Annotated in this window: 15 protein-coding genes; 5 read left to right on the top strand and 10 right to left on the bottom strand. The window is 72.8% G+C overall.

The genetic code is table 11. From position 1 onward, the window contains the following. Nucleotides 1-21 precede the first annotated feature (21 nt). The 4 genes from IEZ04_RS25285 to IEZ04_RS25270 form a co-directional block, all read right to left on the bottom strand. A complete protein-coding gene (locus tag IEZ04_RS25285; RefSeq protein ID WP_189219249.1) occupies nucleotides 22-2,553 on the bottom strand; it encodes a Pls/PosA family non-ribosomal peptide synthetase in 2,532 nt (843 codons plus the stop codon). 761 nt (nucleotides 2,554-3,314) lie between these two features. Continuing rightward, a complete protein-coding gene (locus tag IEZ04_RS25280) occupies nucleotides 3,315-4,271 on the bottom strand; it encodes an RBBP9/YdeN family alpha/beta hydrolase (protein WP_189219248.1) in 957 nt (318 codons plus the stop codon). Between the two features lie 412 nt (nucleotides 4,272-4,683). Beyond that, entirely contained in the window at nucleotides 4,684-4,953 is a 270-nt protein-coding gene (locus IEZ04_RS35150; protein ID WP_229821264.1) for a methyltransferase domain-containing protein, read from the bottom strand. Between the two features lie 24 nt (nucleotides 4,954-4,977). Then, nucleotides 4,978-5,955 (bottom strand): helix-turn-helix transcriptional regulator, encoded by a 978-nt coding sequence (locus tag IEZ04_RS25270; protein ID WP_189219247.1) that lies wholly within the window; start codon nucleotides 5,953-5,955, stop codon nucleotides 4,978-4,980. Nucleotides 5,956-6,251: 296 nt separating this feature from the next. Between IEZ04_RS25270 and IEZ04_RS25265 the strand changes: the two genes are divergently transcribed. Beyond that, entirely contained in the window at nucleotides 6,252-7,100 is an 849-nt protein-coding gene (locus IEZ04_RS25265; protein ID WP_189219246.1) for an MBL fold metallo-hydrolase, read from the top strand. A gap of 41 nt (nucleotides 7,101-7,141) precedes the next feature. Next, nucleotides 7,142-7,873, top strand: coding sequence for an SDR family NAD(P)-dependent oxidoreductase (locus IEZ04_RS25260; RefSeq protein ID WP_189219245.1), 732 nt, complete (start codon nucleotides 7,142-7,144; stop codon nucleotides 7,871-7,873). Between the two features lie 27 nt (nucleotides 7,874-7,900). Here the strand turns inward: IEZ04_RS25260 and IEZ04_RS25255 are convergent, their stop codons facing one another. Both IEZ04_RS25255 and IEZ04_RS25250 read right to left on the bottom strand, forming a co-directional pair. Then, nucleotides 7,901-8,200: a type II toxin-antitoxin system antitoxin gene (locus IEZ04_RS25255; RefSeq protein WP_229821263.1), complete on the bottom strand. Its 300-nt coding sequence runs from the start codon at nucleotides 8,198-8,200 to the stop codon at nucleotides 7,901-7,903. Beyond that, on the bottom strand, nucleotides 8,197-9,123 hold the full coding sequence (locus IEZ04_RS25250; protein ID WP_189219244.1) for an SPFH domain-containing protein: 927 nt from the start codon (nucleotides 9,121-9,123) through the stop codon (nucleotides 8,197-8,199). Before IEZ04_RS25250 ends, IEZ04_RS25255 begins: the two co-directional genes overlap by 4 nt. A 370-nt stretch (nucleotides 9,124-9,493) precedes the next feature. Between IEZ04_RS25250 and IEZ04_RS25245 the strand changes: the two genes are divergently transcribed. The 3 genes from IEZ04_RS25245 to IEZ04_RS25235 are packed head-to-tail and all read left to right on the top strand — an operon-like array spanning nucleotide 9,494 to nucleotide 12,248. Next, nucleotides 9,494-10,573 carry an ABC transporter substrate-binding protein gene (locus tag IEZ04_RS25245; protein WP_189219243.1) on the top strand — a complete coding sequence of 360 codons (1,080 nt, stop codon included), beginning with the start codon at nucleotides 9,494-9,496 and terminating at the stop codon, nucleotides 10,571-10,573. Further along, entirely contained in the window at nucleotides 10,570-11,469 is a 900-nt protein-coding gene (locus tag IEZ04_RS25240) for an ABC transporter permease (RefSeq protein ID WP_229821262.1), read from the top strand. The genes IEZ04_RS25245 and IEZ04_RS25240 overlap by 4 nt, the downstream gene beginning before the upstream one ends. Beyond that, nucleotides 11,445-12,248 (top strand): ABC transporter ATP-binding protein, encoded by an 804-nt coding sequence (locus IEZ04_RS25235; protein WP_229821261.1) that lies wholly within the window; start codon nucleotides 11,445-11,447, stop codon nucleotides 12,246-12,248. Before IEZ04_RS25240 ends, IEZ04_RS25235 begins: the two co-directional genes overlap by 25 nt. A gap of 37 nt (nucleotides 12,249-12,285) precedes the next feature. On the opposite strand, the gene IEZ04_RS25230 is transcribed toward IEZ04_RS25235, so the two are convergent. The 4 genes from IEZ04_RS25230 to IEZ04_RS25215 are packed head-to-tail and all read right to left on the bottom strand — an operon-like array spanning nucleotide 12,286 to nucleotide 15,315. Then, nucleotides 12,286-13,161, bottom strand: a complete 876-nt coding sequence (locus IEZ04_RS25230) for a phosphogluconate dehydrogenase C-terminal domain-containing protein (RefSeq protein ID WP_189219242.1) — start codon at nucleotides 13,159-13,161, stop codon at nucleotides 12,286-12,288. After that, the gene (locus tag IEZ04_RS25225; RefSeq protein WP_189219241.1) at nucleotides 13,161-14,000 is read right to left on the bottom strand and encodes a sugar phosphate isomerase/epimerase family protein; all 840 of its coding nucleotides are present in this window, start codon (nucleotides 13,998-14,000) and stop codon (nucleotides 13,161-13,163) included. The genes IEZ04_RS25230 and IEZ04_RS25225 overlap by 1 nt, the downstream gene beginning before the upstream one ends. Continuing rightward, nucleotides 14,000-14,791, bottom strand: a complete 792-nt coding sequence (locus IEZ04_RS25220) for a triose-phosphate isomerase family protein (protein WP_189219240.1) — start codon at nucleotides 14,789-14,791, stop codon at nucleotides 14,000-14,002. Before IEZ04_RS25220 ends, IEZ04_RS25225 begins: the two co-directional genes overlap by 1 nt. Further along, the gene (locus tag IEZ04_RS25215) at nucleotides 14,791-15,315 is read right to left on the bottom strand and encodes a ribose-5-phosphate isomerase (protein WP_189219239.1); all 525 of its coding nucleotides are present in this window, start codon (nucleotides 15,313-15,315) and stop codon (nucleotides 14,791-14,793) included. Before IEZ04_RS25215 ends, IEZ04_RS25220 begins: the two co-directional genes overlap by 1 nt.

Raw genomic sequence — 15,315 nt, 5'->3', positions numbered from 1 at the left:
TCCGCCGGGACGACGCGGGGCTCAGCCGGTGACGTCGGCCGGCCGGTGGGCGGGGAGCTGCCGTGCGGGGTTGCCCGCCCAGCGGGTGCCGGGCGGCACCTGTTCGCCCTTCATCAGGAAGGAGTCGGCGGCCACCACGGCGCCGTCCCCCAGGTTGGCGCCGTAGTGCACCACGGACGAGATCCCGACCGTGCAGCCGGCCCCGAGGGTGATGCGGTCGGACTTGAAGGTCCCGTCCTCCTGGGAGTGACACTGCAGGGCGGCACCGTTGTTGAGGGTGCAGCCGTCCCCGAGGGTGACGAGGGTGCGCTCGGGCATCCGGCAGCCGTCGTCGAAGAGCCGCCGTCCGCCACGGACGCCCAGGGCGCGCCAGAACAGGCCCTTGAACGGGGTGCCGTTCAGCAGCTTCAGCTCGAGTGCCTGGTGCTTCCAAAAGCGTTCGTGCCGCCAGAAGTCCGGGTGGTAGATCGAGCAGTACAGCGGGTGCTGCCGGCGGAAGCCGGTGGTGACCCGCTCGGACAGAACCGTGAAGCCGATGGTGAACAGCAGGGCGAGCACGGTGGCCGCGGCGATCGCGGACGCGGACACCGCCAGGGGGCCGTGGAGACCGGCCGCGGCCCAGAAGAGCGCCAGCACGACGAAGGTGTGCAGCCAGCGGGCGAACAGGAACGAGGCCAGGGTCACGGCGTTGTGCCGGTTCTTGGCCTTCAGGTGGCGGCGCAGCTCCGCCCCGTCGCGGAGGTGGTCGAAGGCCGCGTCGCGCTCGACGGTCCGGGGGATCTCGAAGCTGGGCGAGCCCAGCAGCCCGGTGTTCTCCCGGACCGGGCCGTCGACGGGCACCATCACCTTCGTCGCCAGGAGGACGTTGTCGCCGGTCCTGCCGTGGGCGGGGTACGCGACGTGGTTGCCGAGGAAGTTGCGCGCCCCGATCGTGACCCGCGACAGGCGGAAGGAGCTGCCGGAGTAGTCGGCGTTCAGCATGGACAGCCCGTCGGCGACCATCGTGCCGCTGCCGACGGTGCTCAGGTACGGGTCCTCGTGCTTGACGTCGGTGCCGAAGTTCGAACCGGTCTGCTCCACGCGGGAGAGGTTCCAGCCCACGACACGCAGGTAGTGGACGATCGCGGAGCTGTCGCCGAACAGCCGTGTGAAGGGCTTGACGTTGGTCAGGCGCGCGATCGACCGGAACAACGAGTAGTGGAATCCGTAGAGCCGGTAGGTCCGGTCCGGCCTGAGGGGAAGGTGCAGCAGCCGGGGCAGCGTGGCCAGCAGGACGAGGCCGACGAGCAGGGAACCGAAGTAGACCACGAACGACACGAGCAGGGCGTCCACGAGGAACGCCCAGCTGAACACGGTCGATCCGCCCGTCTCGGTGAACGCCCCCAGCCGCGGGAACTCGGCGGTCACCAGCCCGGCGCCGCCGATCGTCAGCGGCACGTACAGCAGCAGCGCGGCCAGGACTTGCGCGGTGCTGTAGGAGAGGCGGTGCCAGGTGGTGCAGCGGGCCGGGGGGACCGTCCCGTACTCGGTCGCGCAGCGCTGCGCCGGGGAGCCGTGCCAGGACTGCCCCGCGGGGACGGACTGTCCGGGGTGCAGGGAGGAGGCGTGGCCGAGCCGGGCCCCGTCGCCCAGCGAGGTGTGGATGTCCAGCACCGTCGCCTCACTGACGTACGCGTCCCTGCCCAGGGTGACCGGGCCGGTCTGGATCCAGCCGGCGTGCGCCCGGTAGCAGGAGAGGAAGACGTCCTTGCGGACCACCGCGCCGTCCCCGAGGGTGAGCAGGTCCGTGCAGACGGGAACGTGCGTGGAGAAGACCGCGGTGCCGCGTCCGATCCTCGCGCCCAGCGCCCTGAGGTAGAGGGTGTAGACGGGCGAACCGACGAAGAACACCAGCGGGTTCAGCTGCACGAGCGTCTTCACGAGCCAGAAGCGCAGGTATTCCGGGCTCCAGACGCGGATCGCGCGGGGTGTCCACCGGCCGACGAGCAGCCACTTGGCCACGATCGGCAGGGTGCACACGCCGATGAAGACGGCGCCGCCGTACAGCACCGCCCGCGCGTAGCTCGCCACGGCGCCCGAACCGGCGGCGACCCAGTCGTAGCCCAGGCCGATGACCAGCGCGCTGGCGTAGACGTAGACGAGGAAGGCCAGCGCCTGCACCGCGCCGCACAGGACGTAGCCCGCCGTGCTCGTCCTGGCCGCGGGCACCACGTCGACCGGCGCCGGGGGCGGTGGTGCCGCGGAGGCGGGTGCGGTGGCCGCGAGCGCCTGCGCGAGACTCCGCACCGTCTGGTGCCGGTAGATGTCCTTCATCGACACCGACGGCAGGTCCTCGCGTTTCCTGACCCGGGCGCAGAACCTCGCCATGACCAGGGAGTCGGCTCCGAGATCGGCGAAGAAGTTGCTGTCGGCCGCCACCTGTTCGGTGCGCACCACCTCGGCCAGCACCTCGGCGAGAAGAGCCTCGACGCCGGCCCCGGGATCAGCGGGCGCGACCGGCGCGGGGGCGGCTCCGACCGGCTCGGCCGTCGGGGCACGGTCAGTACGGTTCACGGTGGAACTCCTTGTGGATCACGATCGGTCGGACGGACGAGGGCGGACGGGGCCGGCCGACGGGCGGAGCCGGGTGCCGGCGTGCCACGGTGCGTCGGCTTCGCGGCACGTCACGGCGGACGCGGCGGTGCGGAAGACGCCGGAGAACGCCAAAGGACGGAGCCTCGGCCGACGGGAGGACGGAAGGGAGGAGGGATCTCGGCGGTGCCCGCCGCCGGCAGCAGGCGGGCGGGGTGCTCACCGGAGGTCCGGGACGGTGGCCGCGAGTCAGCGGTGCACGCGTGCGCGTGCGGACGCGCGGGTGGGTACGGGCCCGGGTGGCGATGCCGCGGCTCTCGCACCCCCCGGCCCGGCGACCGGCCAAGCCTGAACTGTCATGTCTTCGAGGATCCGGGCGTCGATGGACGCGCGGCATCAGGCAGGTCGCTGGAGCCGCCCGGCCGAACGGCCGGTTCCAGGGCTTCCGACCGGCTGGAACGTCAGCTTCACCCGGCCGGAAACCGGTCAGGGTGAGGCGGTATGACGCGATGTGTGCTAAAGGCGGACGCCCGAGTCAGCGGCCGGGCGGGCTCAGGCGGGCGCACGGGACACCCCGCTCCGGCACGGCCGGAGCGGGGTGTCCCGGTGGAGCGCCGGGCAGGCCTTGCACCTGCATCTCCCCGCAGGAAGCGGGGCGTCTTTCCTTGGACCACCGACGCGCGGCACACCGGCACCGTCCGGCGGTGCGGTGGTGTGCGCTTCAAGATCCATCCTAGCGCGTGTCACCCGGTCGGCGGCTCGGGCCCCGGAGCCGCCGGCCGCTCCCCCGTCGCGGCGGACGCGGCGCCGCGTACCGCCGCGGTGCGCAGATAGCCGCAGGCGGCGTGGTTGCTCGGGGAACGGTTGTCCACCTGGACGTCGGCGATCCTGTTCGCCGAACCCCGGAAGTCGTCGGCGAGGGTGGTGTCGAGCGTGACGAGGTCGAAGGGGTCGGCGAAGTTCGCCCACAGCCGTACCGGGGCCGGGACGCGCAGGGGCCGGGCGACGACGTCCTGGATCTCGGTGTAGCCCAGGGGGGAGCCGAGGGTGACGAACAGCGGGATGTCGGCTCCCGCGAAACGCTCCTCGCCGAGGACGTCGTAGGCGACGACCGTGCCGAGGCTGTGGGCGACCACCACCACGGGCCCCTCCACGGCGTCCAGCGCACCGCGCAGCCGGTCCTGTATCCGGCCGCGGGCGCCGGTGAAGAAGTAGGCCTCGGCGTCCGGGACGAAGGTGCGGAGCAACTGCTCCAGCAGGAAGCGGCGCAGCGGACCGGGAAGCGGCAGCAGCGCGGCGGAAGCGGTGGTGCCGGGCTGGGTGGCGGCGACGGGCAGGCTGCCCGCAGGACTCGCGGCGCGGGCCGCCATGCTGATGGTCAGCGAGAGGGCGAACGACTGCGCGTCGGCGCCCGCTTCGACGGGCGACGGACCCGCCGAGGCGTCCCGGAGCGGGAACTCACCGGCCATCGCGTCGGCCACCAGCGCCTCGAGCGCGCCGTCGGCGGCGCACGCGTCCACCGCGATGGCCGCCGGCCTGTCGTGCAGGGTGTCGGCGTAGTACACCATGCGGGAACGGGCGCCCATGTCCCGCTGGAACAGGTCGTGGTCCCAGGCCAGTTTGAGCTCCGCTTCGGGAGGCTTGTTACCGGCGCCGTGCACGTACACGAAAGTGGCGGGTTCCCCTCCCGGCACCGTCACTGCGATTCCCCCCTCGGATCGCCGGGCCACAGCACGAGAGCAGGGGCAGCATTCCCTCCCGCCGACGCGCGGTCAACCTGCCGGGCGGCGAGTCGGACAGGGACGCGAGGGGGCCGAGTGCCGCGTGTGTGACGGGAGTTCACCGTCGCGGTCGCGCGACGGTGATGATCTCCGGGCTCGCGTCCGGGAACTGCGGGGTGTCCCGGCTCCACTGCCAAGACCTTCCAACCGGAGCTGGCTTACGTGTGCGTGAACGAGACCGGATCGCCGCGCACCGGCGTCTCGCCCTCGCACCTGGAGCGCACGACGGCGCCGGTGGCGTCCACCGCCTCGCCCGAGTACCGCGCGTCCCGGTCCTCCCACTCCCGGACCAGGGGGTCGCGCGTCTCGAAGACGGAACCGCCGCCGTCGGTCAGCGCCGTGGCGATCCTGCCGAGCGCGGTGCGCAGTTCGCGTCGCCGAGGAGCTCCCGGAACGCGTGGCCGGTCATCACGGCCAGGCCGGACTCCCGGTCCCGGCGCGGTGCCGTGGCCAGGCCGCCGAGGACCCGCTCGACGTCCGGGCGCCGCCGCGCCACCTTGAGCAGTCCGTCGGCGGGGTCGAGGCCGCACAGCCGCCCGGTGTGGCCGTCCTCGCGCGCCCTGCGCAGCAGCGCGCCGGTGCCGCACCCGACGTCGGGCACGGAGGGCTGCTCGGCATGTTCGAGCTAGTCGTCCAGGGTGCTGCGCGGGTTGGTGCCGTAGGCGCGGCGGTGGAGGGCGGCGAAGCGGCCGGGGTTGGCGAAGCCCCAGCGGGCGGCGATGTCGGCGACGGTGGCCCCGCTGTACGGACCGGTCGCCGTGAGCTCCGCGTGGGCCCGGTCGAGGCGGACCCGCCGCAGATGGGTCATGGGGGTGGTGTCCAGGTGGCGCCGGAAGGCGTACTGGACGGCCCGGGGCGTGAGCCGCACGGACGCGGCGATGTCCGCGAGGGTGATGTCCCGGTGGGCGTTGTCCTCGATGTACTGCGCGGCGCGGCGTACGAGGTGGGGGACGGGGCCGGGCCGGCCGGCGGGCGCGGGCCCGCTGTCCGTGAGGGTGTTGGGGAACACCGCGAGGGCCGTCGCGGCCAGCAGCCGGGACGCGTGCCCCATGACGAGCGGACTGGTGACGGCGGTCGGCATGTGCAGCAGCCCCACGGCGTAGGTGTGGGCCTGGCGCCAGTGGTGGGCGGCACGGGGGCTGACGGGATCGTGGGAGAGGAACGACCAGCGGACGGGACCCCCCTCCGGAGCGGCCCCCGCGACGTCGGTGAAGAGCGCGGCGGGCAGCCGGAGAGCCTGCACCCGCAACCGGCGGGTACGGCCCCGGTGGTGCAGCGCGGGGCCGACGGCCAGCAGCGCGTCACCGCGGACGTACCGGCCGGTGCGTCCGCCGTGCTTGCTCTCGATGCTGCCTCCGAGCAGGGTGAGGGCGACGACGGTGTCGCCGCCGTCCACGGTGTACGTGACCTCCGGCCGCAGGGTGAGATCGGTGAAGGTGACCGGCCCCGCCTCGATCCGGATCAGGGACGCCACGGTGCCCGCGACGGGTGCGCAGCTGACGCGCACGCCGCTGCCGTACACCTGGCCGACGAACTCCCGGGCCCGCTCCCGGTCGGCGGTGACGAGGCGCGACGGCTTCCCCGCGGGCGCGACGCCGCTCATCGCCGCCGCCCTCCGACTCGCCGGGTCGCCCGCACAGCCTCCGCCCGCCTCCCGTATCCCGCCGGACGCCGCACTCCGGGCTGCCCGGCCTGCTCAACGGCGACGCTACTCCGGATGCCCTCGGGAACGAACAAAACCTCCGTCCCCTCACAAGGAGTAACCGTGGGCGCCGGCCCGGCGGACCGGGCGGACCGCGAGCACGGACGCAGCTGCGGACGCCCCCGGGGTGTAAAGAGCACAGGGCGGTTACTCGGGCGGCGGAACGGAGGGTTCCGAGGCGACGGAGGGAGTCGGCCGTGCGGTACACACCGCCCGAGGGCACCGCGGAGATCCAGTTCATCGGCAACGCCACCCTGCTGATCCGCTACGGACGGCTCACCCTGCTCACCGACCCGAACTTCCTGCACCGCGGGCAGCGCGCCCACCTCGGTCACGGGCTCACCTCGCGCCGGCTGACCGAGCCCGCGCTCGACGTGACGGAACTGCCTCACGCGGATCTCGACGCCGTGGTCCTCTCCCATCTGCACGGCGACCACTTCGACCGGGTGGCGCGGCGGGGGCTGGACAAGGGGCTGCCGATCGTGACCACCCCGCACGCCTCCCGCGTCCTGCAGGGGCTGTTCGGTTTCCACCGCGCGACCGGCCTGCGCACCTGGCAGAGCCAGACCCTGCTGCGCGGCGACTCGCTGGTGCGCATCACCTCGCTGCCGGGCCGGCACGTGCTCGGCCCGGCGAGGGTGCTGCTGCCGCCGGTGATGGGCAGCCTGCTGGAGTTCGGCGACCGCTCGGGCGAGATCCGGCTGGTGCTGTACCTCACCGGTGACACGCTGATGTACGACGGGCTGCGCGAGATCGCCATCCGCTGCCCGGAGATCCACCTGGCCGTCCTCCACCTCGGCGGTACGACCCTGCCCGGCGGTCTGATGGTCACCATGGACGGCCGACAGGGCGCCGACCTGCTCGACCTGCTGCGTCCGCGCCGCGCGCTGCCCGTCCACTACGACGACTACTCCGTCTTCCGCTCCCCGCTGGAGGACTTCCTCGCCGAGGCCGGACGACGCGGCCACGGGAAGCGCCTGGTGGAGTGCGACCCGGGCGAGCGCGTGACCATCGGGGCGGGGACGCCGGCCCGCCCGGCGCCGTAGGATCGGCCGCACGCACGGGAACGGGCCGTCAGGGGGTACGCATGCCGCACCAGTACGTCACCGTCGTCACCGGGGGCAGCCGTGGGATCGGCGCCGCCGTCTGCCGGCGCCTCGCCCGCGACGGTCACGCCGTGGTGCTCGGCTACCGCTCCGACGCGCCGGCGGCACGGGCGGTCGCCGAGGACGTACGCGCACTCGGGGGCCGGTGCGTCACCGTGGGCGTCGACACGGCCGACGAGACGTCCGTCGACGGTCTCTTCGACGCCGCGGCGGAACTCGGGCCGGTGACGGGCCTGGTCAACAACGCCGGGATCAGCGGCCCCAACGGCCGGCTGGCCGACGCGGACGCCGAGGGCATGCGCCGCGCCCTGGAGGTCAACGTCCTGGGTTATCTGCTCTGCGCCCGGCGGGCCGTACGGGACATGGCGCGCACGGGCGGCGGCGCCGTCGTCAACATCTCCTCCGCCGCCGCGACCCTCGGCAGCCCCGGCCAGTACGTGCACTACGCCGCGACGAAGGCCGCCGCGGACGCGCTGACCGTCGGCCTCGCCAAGGAGGTCGCCCCCGACGGCATCCGCGTCAACGGCGTCGCCCCCGGAACCGTCTGGACCGACTTCCACGAGGACCCGGAGCGCCCCGCCAAGGTCGCCGCGACCGTCCCCCTGGGCCGCGCCGGGCAACCGGAGGAGATCGCCGGAGCGGTCGCCTGGCTGCTGTCGGAGGACGCGTCGTACGCGACGGGGACCGTGGTCAGGGTGGCCGGCGGTCTCTGAGGAGGGAAGCGGAGGGTCCGATCCCGCTCACTCGCCCTCGTCCGGCCTCTCCGCCGGAGGCCGCCCCCGTCGCGGCAGCGGCCCCGTGCCCCGGGGCAGCCGGCCCGCCTCCGTGAGGGCCCGGCGCAGCAGGAACTCGATCTGTGCGTTGGCCGAGCGCAGTTCGTCCCCGGCCCACCGGGCCAGCGCGTCGTAGACCAGCGGGTCCAGCCGCAGCAGCACCTGCTTGCGCTGCTGCGGCCGGCGCCTGGGCGCCTCGTCCCGGGCGTCGTCCGGGGGCTGCGGGTTCTCCGGGGGGTCCGGGGTCTCCGGAGCGGGCGACGTCACTGGTAGAGCGACCCGGTGTTCAGGACGGGGCTCGGCCCCCTGTCGCCGCAGAGCACGACCAGCAGGTTCGACACCATCGCGGCCTTCCGTTCCTCGTCCAGTTCCACGATGTCCCGCTCGGCGATCCGGGCGAGCGCCGCCTCGACCATGCCGACCGCGCCGTCCACGATCTGCCGCCGGGCCGCCACGACGGCACCGGCCTGCTGCCGCTGGAGCATCGCCGAGGCGATCTCGGGCGCGTAGGCGAGGTGCGTGAACCGCGACTCGATGATCTGCACGCCGGCGGCCTCCACGCGCGCGTGCAGCTCGACCGCGAGCTTCTCGGTGATCTCCTCCGCGTTGCCGCGCAGCGACAGCTCGTCCTCGCCGTGCGCGTCGTACGGGTACTCGATCGCGATGTGCCGGACGGCCGCCTCCGTCTGCGTGGCGACGAACTCCAGGAAGTCGTCCACCTCGAAGCTCGCCTGCGCGGTGTCCTGGACCTTCCAGACCACGACCGCGGCCAGCTCGATGGGGTTGCCGTACGCGTCGTTGACCTTGAGGACGGCGGTCTCGTGGTTCCGTACCCGAGTCGAGATCTTGGTGCGCGAGGTGAAGGGGTTGACCCAGCGCAGCCCGTCCTCGCGGATCGTGCCCCGGTAGCGGCCGAAGAGCTGGACGACCCGGGCCTCGCCCGGCGCGACCATGTTGAGCCCGCACATCGCGAGGAACGCCGCGACGCCGATGACGACACCGGCGACGATGAGCGCGGCCTTCGCGGCCGTCGCGCCGGTCGTGGCGCCGGCGACGACCAGGCCGGCCCCGGCCAGCAGTCCGACGAGTCCCAGCAGCAGGGCGAGCCCGCCGCCGATACTGCGCGCGCTGAACTCCCGCACGCGTGGGGCCGGCATCTCCGGCGCGTCGGCGGGTGTGGCAGTGGACATGGGTTCCCCCGGTTCGTGTTGTCATCACTGAGTTAGCTAAGTGATAGCACTTCAACGTATCGCGGGGTTCTCGCCACGGGTCACGACCGGCTTGTTGCGGGGACGTGACACGCCCGCGAAGGTGTCGTTGCAGTCGGCACCGCCCCGACTTCCCGTCCTTGACCGGTTTTTGACGCACAACTAGCTTCGGCGGCATGCGGAAGTTCCGGCAGTTCCGAAAGAGGCGGGCCATCGATCTGATGCGCGTCGCCACCGCGGTGTGTAGCTGACTCCCCGCGGCCGAACCCCCGCGGCCGAACCCTGCGGCCCGCTCCGCCCCTGTCCCCGTTCTCCCGGCAGGACGGTTCTCCCTCTTTCTGTGAAGGTCCGAATGACCCCTCGCACACGCATGCCCGTTCTCCGGCGGCTGGCCGTCATGGCCGCGCTGTCGGTCCTCCCCCTCGCGGTCACCTCCTGCGCGCCTCCCGCCCAGTCCACGGCGAGCAGCAAGGACGTGTCCGCCGAGAAGATCCCGGCCGAGGTCTCCGGCGACACCACCCTCACGGTCGGGGCACCGGAGCTCAAGGTCGCGCTGGAGCTCTCGGGACAGATCGACGAGCTGCCCTTCAAGGTGGAGTGGGCCAACATCAGCGGCGGCCCGAAGTGCTCCGAGGCGTTCCGGGCCGGCGCGCTCGACATCTGCTCGGCCGCCGAGATCCCGTCGATCCACGCCCACTGGACCGGGCTCGACACCAAGCTGGTGGCGACGGAGCTCCGCGAGGACCCCGTCGCCCACCCGATCTACGAACTCGGCATCGCGCCCGGCGCGGACATCGGCACCCTCGAGGACCTGCGCGGCAAGAAGATCGCCTACAGCCCGGGGCAGGCCCAGGGCACCCTGGTGCTGCGCATCCTGGCCGAGGCCGGGCTCACCCAGGAGGACGTCGAACTCGTCGAACTGGCGAGCACCGACGACGTCTATCCCACGGCGCTCGGCAACAAGCAGGTGGACGCCGCTCCCATCGGGGGCGTCAACATCAAGCGCTATCTGACGAAGTACGGCGCCGACGGCGGCACCACCCTCGCGCACGGGCTGCGCGACGACCCCACGCACCTGTGGGCGCTCACCGAGACCGTCGCCGACGCGCGGAAGTCGGCCGCGGTCAGGGAACTCATCAGGTTCTGGGCGCGGGCGGTGGTCTGGGTCGACGAGCACCCGGAGGAGTGGATCGAGGGCTGGTACGTCGAGGACCAGGGGCTGAGCCGCGAGGACGGCGAGTACCTCGTGCAGCAGAAGGGGCATCCGGACATCCCCGCGGACTGGGACGACGTCATCGAACGTCAGCAGCAGACCGTCGACCTGCTGGCGAGGGAACAGGACCGTGAGGCCTTCGAGGCGGACGTCCTCTTCGACCGCCGTTACGAGTCGGTGGCCGCCGAGGCCGTCGCCGGCGAGGGGACCTCCTCATGAGCACCACGAGCACTACGAGCACTACGGGCACTACGGGCACCACGGCCTTCGGGACGGAGGAAGCACCCGCGGCGGACGCCCCCGTGACCACCGCCCGGCGGGCCCGCCCCGGGCGCGGACGCAAGCGGCTGGGACCGGGCCGGCCCGTGCGGTACGGCTGGGCCCTCGGCCCGCTGCTGCTGCTCGCGGTCTGGGCGGCGGGCTCCGGACTCGGCCTGTTCGACCCGCGCAGCCTGCCCGCGCCGTGGACGGTCGCGGGCACGGCGGGTGACCTCGTCGCCGAGGGCAGACTCCAGTCCCACCTGGCCACTTCCGCACAGCGCGCCCTGCTCGGGCTGCTCTTCGGCGTGGCCGCCGGACTGGTCCTCGCGCTGGTCTCCGGGCTCAGCCGGCTCGGTGAGGCGGTCATCGACGGTCCGGTGCAGATCAAGCGGGCCGTGCCCTCCCTCGCGCTGATCCCGCTGCTGATCCTCTGGTTCGGCATCGGCGAGACGATGAAGGTCGTCACGATCGCGCTCGGCGTGTTCGTCCCGGTCTACATCCACACGCACAACGGACTGCGCACCATCGACAACCGCTACGCCGAGCTCGCGGAGACCGTACGGCTCGGCAGGTGGGCGTTCGTCCGCCACGTCGTCCTGCCCGGCGCGCTCCCCGGCTTCCTGCTGGGCATGCGGTTCGCGGTGACCGGCGCGTGGCTGGCGCTCGTCGTCGTGGAGCAGGTCAACGCCACCAGCGGCATCGGCTACATGATGGAGCTCGCGCGGACGTACGGGCAGACCGACGTCATCCTCGTCGGCCTCGTCGTGTACGGCCTGCTCGGCCTGGTGTCCGACGCCCTCGTACGGATCGTGGAGAGGAGGGCCCTGTCATGGCGGCGCACGCTGGCGGGCTGAGGAACACGGCGAAGAACACGGCGAAGAACACGGCGAAGGACACGGCGGAGGACACGGCCGGGGGCCGCGCGACGGTCCGTATCGAGGGCCTGGTGCGTTCCTTCGGGGAGCGCAGGGTGCTGGACGGGCTCGACCTGTCCATCGCGACCGGTGAGTTCGTGGCCCTGCTCGGGCGCAGCGGCTCCGGCAAGAGCACGCTGCTGCGGGCGCTGGCCCGGCTCGACCACGACGTGGCCGGGAGCGGCGTGCTCACCGCACCGGACCATGTGTCCGTCGTCTTCCAGGACGCCCGGCTGCTGCCCTGGAAGCGGCTGCTCGACAACGTCGTCCTGGGCCTGGACGGCCCGTCCGCCGAACAGCACGGCAAGGACGCCCTCGCCGAGGTCGGCCTCGCCGGGCGGGAGCGGGCCTGGCCGGTGGAGCTGTCCGGCGGCGAGCAGCAGCGCGTGTCGCTCGTGCGCTCCCTCGTCCGCGAGCCTCGACTGCTGCTCGCCGACGAGCCGTTCGGCGCGCTGGACGCCCTCACCCGGATCCGGATGCACGCCCTGCTGCGGCGGCTGTGCGAACGGCACCGGCCCGCCGTGCTCCTGGTCACGCACGACGTCGACGAGGCGATCGCGCTCGCGGACCGGGTCGTGGTGCTCGACCGCGGCCGCATCGCGGCCGACCTCCCCGTGGACCTCCCGGCCCCGCGCCGCCACGGCAGCACCGCGTACGCGGCCCTGCGCGGGCGGCTGCTCGGCCACCTGGGGGTGGAGCTCGGCGAGACCGCGCCCTGAAGGGCCGCGCCCCGAGGGGCGCGCCCTCAGCGGAGCGTCAGCGCTTGATCTCCTTGATCTTGAGCATGCGCGTGATGACCTTGTCGAGCTCCTCGTCCTCGAAGACCTTCTTCCAGTCGTCGCGGACGATCGACTCGCGGCCGTAGTCCATGGCGATGAGGCAGGCGTCCGAGAACGGGTTCGAGCCCTTGAGGGTGTTGGCGAGGGCGACCTGGGTGTGGCCCAGCAGCATGGCGCGGGCGGCCTTCTCCGGGACGCCGACGGTGTGGACCGTCTCGTGCAGGGCCTCGGTGAGCAGGGCGCCGACCATGCAGGCGATGGTCTCGACGAGGGTCGGCTCCAGGACGGCGAGCTGCTTGACGGTCACCCAGTGCACGTCGACGACCGGGGCGTACATCACGCGGATGACGGACTCGGCCAGCTCCTGCTTGGCGGCGTCACCGCCCTCGTACGCGGCGACGACCTCCTGCGGGGCGGCGATGCCGCCGAAGGTGTCCTGCCACTCCTCCTTGGTGGTGCGCTCCAGGAAGACCGACGGGTGGCAGGGGTGGGCGCAGGCGTAGTGGATGTCCTCGCGCTCGAGGAGCAGACCGGCGTACGCGGCGGCCGGGTCCAGGGTGAGGACGATCGTGCCCGGCTTCATCAGCGGCACCAGCTCCTCGGAGACCTTGCCGAGGACGACGTCCGGCACGGCGAGGACGACGACGTCGGCCTGGGCGGCGGCGTCGGCGGACTCGGTCAGCTCGCGGCCGAGGTCACGGATCAGCTCCTGGCCCTTGGGCGAGGCCTCGCTGAAGAGCACCCGGAAGTCGCTCTCGACCAGGTTGTTGGAGACGCGCTGGCCCATCTTGCCGGCGGCCCCGATGACCGCGACGGTCCGCACGTCGGTCTGGGTCTGGTTCTCGGTGGCCATTACTTGCTCCTCGCAGGGGTGGTGCTGGTGTCACTCAGCAGGGTGGTGATGCTGTGCTGTGTCCACTGGTGTTCGAGCCGGGCGGTGGTGTCGAAGCCCTCGTCCTGCCACGGGAGCCAGTGCTCCACGATCTGGTTGATGCCGTCGGCGTGCTCCGGCCGGGCGGCGCGGACCGCGGCGACCATGCCGTCGTAGTCCAGGAGTCCCTCGCCCAGCGGGCAGCCGGCGTAGGTGAAGCCCACCCAGCCGTCGCGCCGCGTGAAGGAGAAGTCCTTGACGTGGATGTTGACGACGTACGGCGCGGTCGCGGCGACCACGTCGACGGGGCGCTCCAGGCGGGCGACGCTGTTGCCCGGGTCGAGGACGACGCCCAGGTGGGGGTCGTCGACCGCGCGGACCACGGTCAGCAGGTCGCCGGTCGCGACCTGCTCGTACGTCTCCAGGCCGAGGGTCACGCCCGCGTCCGCGTACCGGGGCACCGACTCCTTCAGGAGGGCGGTCGCCTCGTCGACGCTCGGCTGGTGGTCCACGGTGTTGAGCATGGAGCGGACCAGGGTGACGCCCAGCCGTCCCGCCATGTCCAGGTACTTGTCCAGGTGGGCGGTGCGGATGCCACGGGTGCCGAGTTCCAGGCGGAGGCCGAGGTCCTCGGCGGTCGCGCGGACGTCGGCGAGCTGGGCCGCGTCGTACGACTCGATGGGCGCGTAGTCGCAGATCTGGAAGACCTGCCCGCCGAGCTCCGCGGTGTCCTGGAGCATGGCGGTGAGCGTCATCGGCTCGGGGGCGCGGCCGGAGAACCGCCAGAAGTAGGCGTAGGTGCTGATGCCGTAGGCCGTCATCACGCCACCCCCACGGGGGCCGGAGCGGTCTCGGGGGACCGGATCTCGTCGAGGATGGCCTCGACGTTCGCCGGGTCGTGCGCGAAGCGGCCGAGGAAGAGGCCGTCGGCGGCGCCGTCCAGGCGGGTCAGCAGGCCGGGTCCGGCGCTGCCGCCGTAGATGACGGTCGAGCCCGCGTTGGCCGGCCGGGTCTGAAGCCAGCGGCGCAGGGCCGTGCAGACGGTCGCGATGTGCTCGGCGGAGGCGGGCTCCGGGGCGCCGATGGCCCACTGGGGCTCGTACGCCAGGATCACGGCGCCGTCGAGGCCGTGCAGCAGGCGCTCGGCCTCGGCGACCGTGCGCTCGGCGGCCTCCTCGGGACGCACCTCGTCGCGCTCGCCGAGGCAGAGCACCGGGGTGAGCCCGTTGCGCAGCGCGGCGGCCGTCTTGGCGGCCACGACGGTGTCGCCCTCGCCGTACAGGCGGCGGCGCTCGGCGTGGCCGACCTCGGCGTAGCGGCAGCCGATCTCCTTGAGGACCGGGCCACTGACCTCGCCGGTGTACGGGCCGGAGTCCTCCGTCGCGATGTCCTGGGCGCCGACCGCGATCCCCGAGGGGGCGAGGATCCCGGCGGCGGGCACCAGCGTGGGGAAGGCCGGCAGGACGAACAGCCGGGCCGCGCCGGAGGTGACGGCGGGGTGGCGGTCGGCCAGTGCGGCGATCTTCCGTGCCCAGTTCAGCGTCTGGTGGTGGCCGAAGTACATCTTCAGGCTCACCCCCAGCGTGAGGGGCTGTGCGGTGGGCGTGGACATCAGGCCGCGGCCTCGGCAGCCTGGTCGGCCTCGTCGGGGGCCTCTTCGTAGTCGCACATGAGCTGGACCTTGGCGGCGGACGCGGAGGTCTCGTCGAAGCGGTAGGTCAGCCACTCCTTGGCGAGGCGGCGGGCGAGCTCCAGGCCGACGACGCGCTGGCCGAAGGTGAGGACCTGGGCGTTGTTGGAGAGGACCGACCGCTCGACGGAGAAGGAGTCGTGGGCGGTGACGGCGCGGATGCCCTTGACCTTGTTGGCCGCGATGGCGACGCCCAGGCCGGTGCCGCAGACCAGCAGGGCCCGGTCGGCCTCGCCGCGGGCGACCATCTCGGCGGCGGCTATCGCGACCTTGGGGTAGGCGGTGTGGCCGTCGGCGTCCACGCCCACGTCGAAGACCTCGGCGACCAGGTCGCTGCCCTGCAGGTCCTTCTTGAGGGCTTCCTTGTACTGGTAGCCGGCGTCGTCGCAGCCGACGACGATGCGCAGCTTCCCGGTGTTCTCGGCGGTCTCGGTGTTCTCGCTCAT

The organism is Streptomyces ruber (assembly GCF_014648075.1).
Lineage (GTDB): Bacteria > Actinomycetota > Actinomycetes > Streptomycetales > Streptomycetaceae > Streptomyces > Streptomyces ruber.
The sequence above is the reverse complement of the archived record's forward strand: the minus strand, read 5'-3'. Positions and strand labels throughout refer to the sequence as shown.

Bases quoted from the DNA above. Each gene is read 5' to 3' on its own strand.
- IEZ04_RS25270 (WP_189219247.1), bottom strand. From the start codon at position 5,955: ATGAGCGGCGTCGCGCCCGCGGGGAAGCCGTCGCGCCTCGTCACCGCC.
- IEZ04_RS25260 (WP_189219245.1), top strand. From the start codon at position 7,142: ATGCCGCACCAGTACGTCACCGTCGTCACCGGGGGCAGCCGTGGGATC.
- IEZ04_RS25250 (WP_189219244.1), bottom strand. From the start codon at position 9,123: ATGTCCACTGCCACACCCGCCGACGCGCCGGAGATGCCGGCCCCACGC.
- IEZ04_RS25245 (WP_189219243.1), top strand. From the start codon at position 9,494: ATGACCCCTCGCACACGCATGCCCGTTCTCCGGCGGCTGGCCGTCATG.
- IEZ04_RS25240 (WP_229821262.1), top strand. From the start codon at position 10,570: ATGAGCACCACGAGCACTACGAGCACTACGGGCACTACGGGCACCACG.
- IEZ04_RS25235 (WP_229821261.1), top strand. From the start codon at position 11,445: ATGGCGGCGCACGCTGGCGGGCTGAGGAACACGGCGAAGAACACGGCG.
- IEZ04_RS25230 (WP_189219242.1), bottom strand. From the start codon at position 13,161: ATGGCCACCGAGAACCAGACCCAGACCGACGTGCGGACCGTCGCGGTC.
- IEZ04_RS25225 (WP_189219241.1), bottom strand. From the start codon at position 14,000: ATGACGGCCTACGGCATCAGCACCTACGCCTACTTCTGGCGGTTCTCC.
- IEZ04_RS25220 (WP_189219240.1), bottom strand. From the start codon at position 14,791: ATGTCCACGCCCACCGCACAGCCCCTCACGCTGGGGGTGAGCCTGAAG.
- IEZ04_RS25215 (WP_189219239.1), bottom strand. From the start codon at position 15,315: ATGAGCGAGAACACCGAGACCGCCGAGAACACCGGGAAGCTGCGCATC.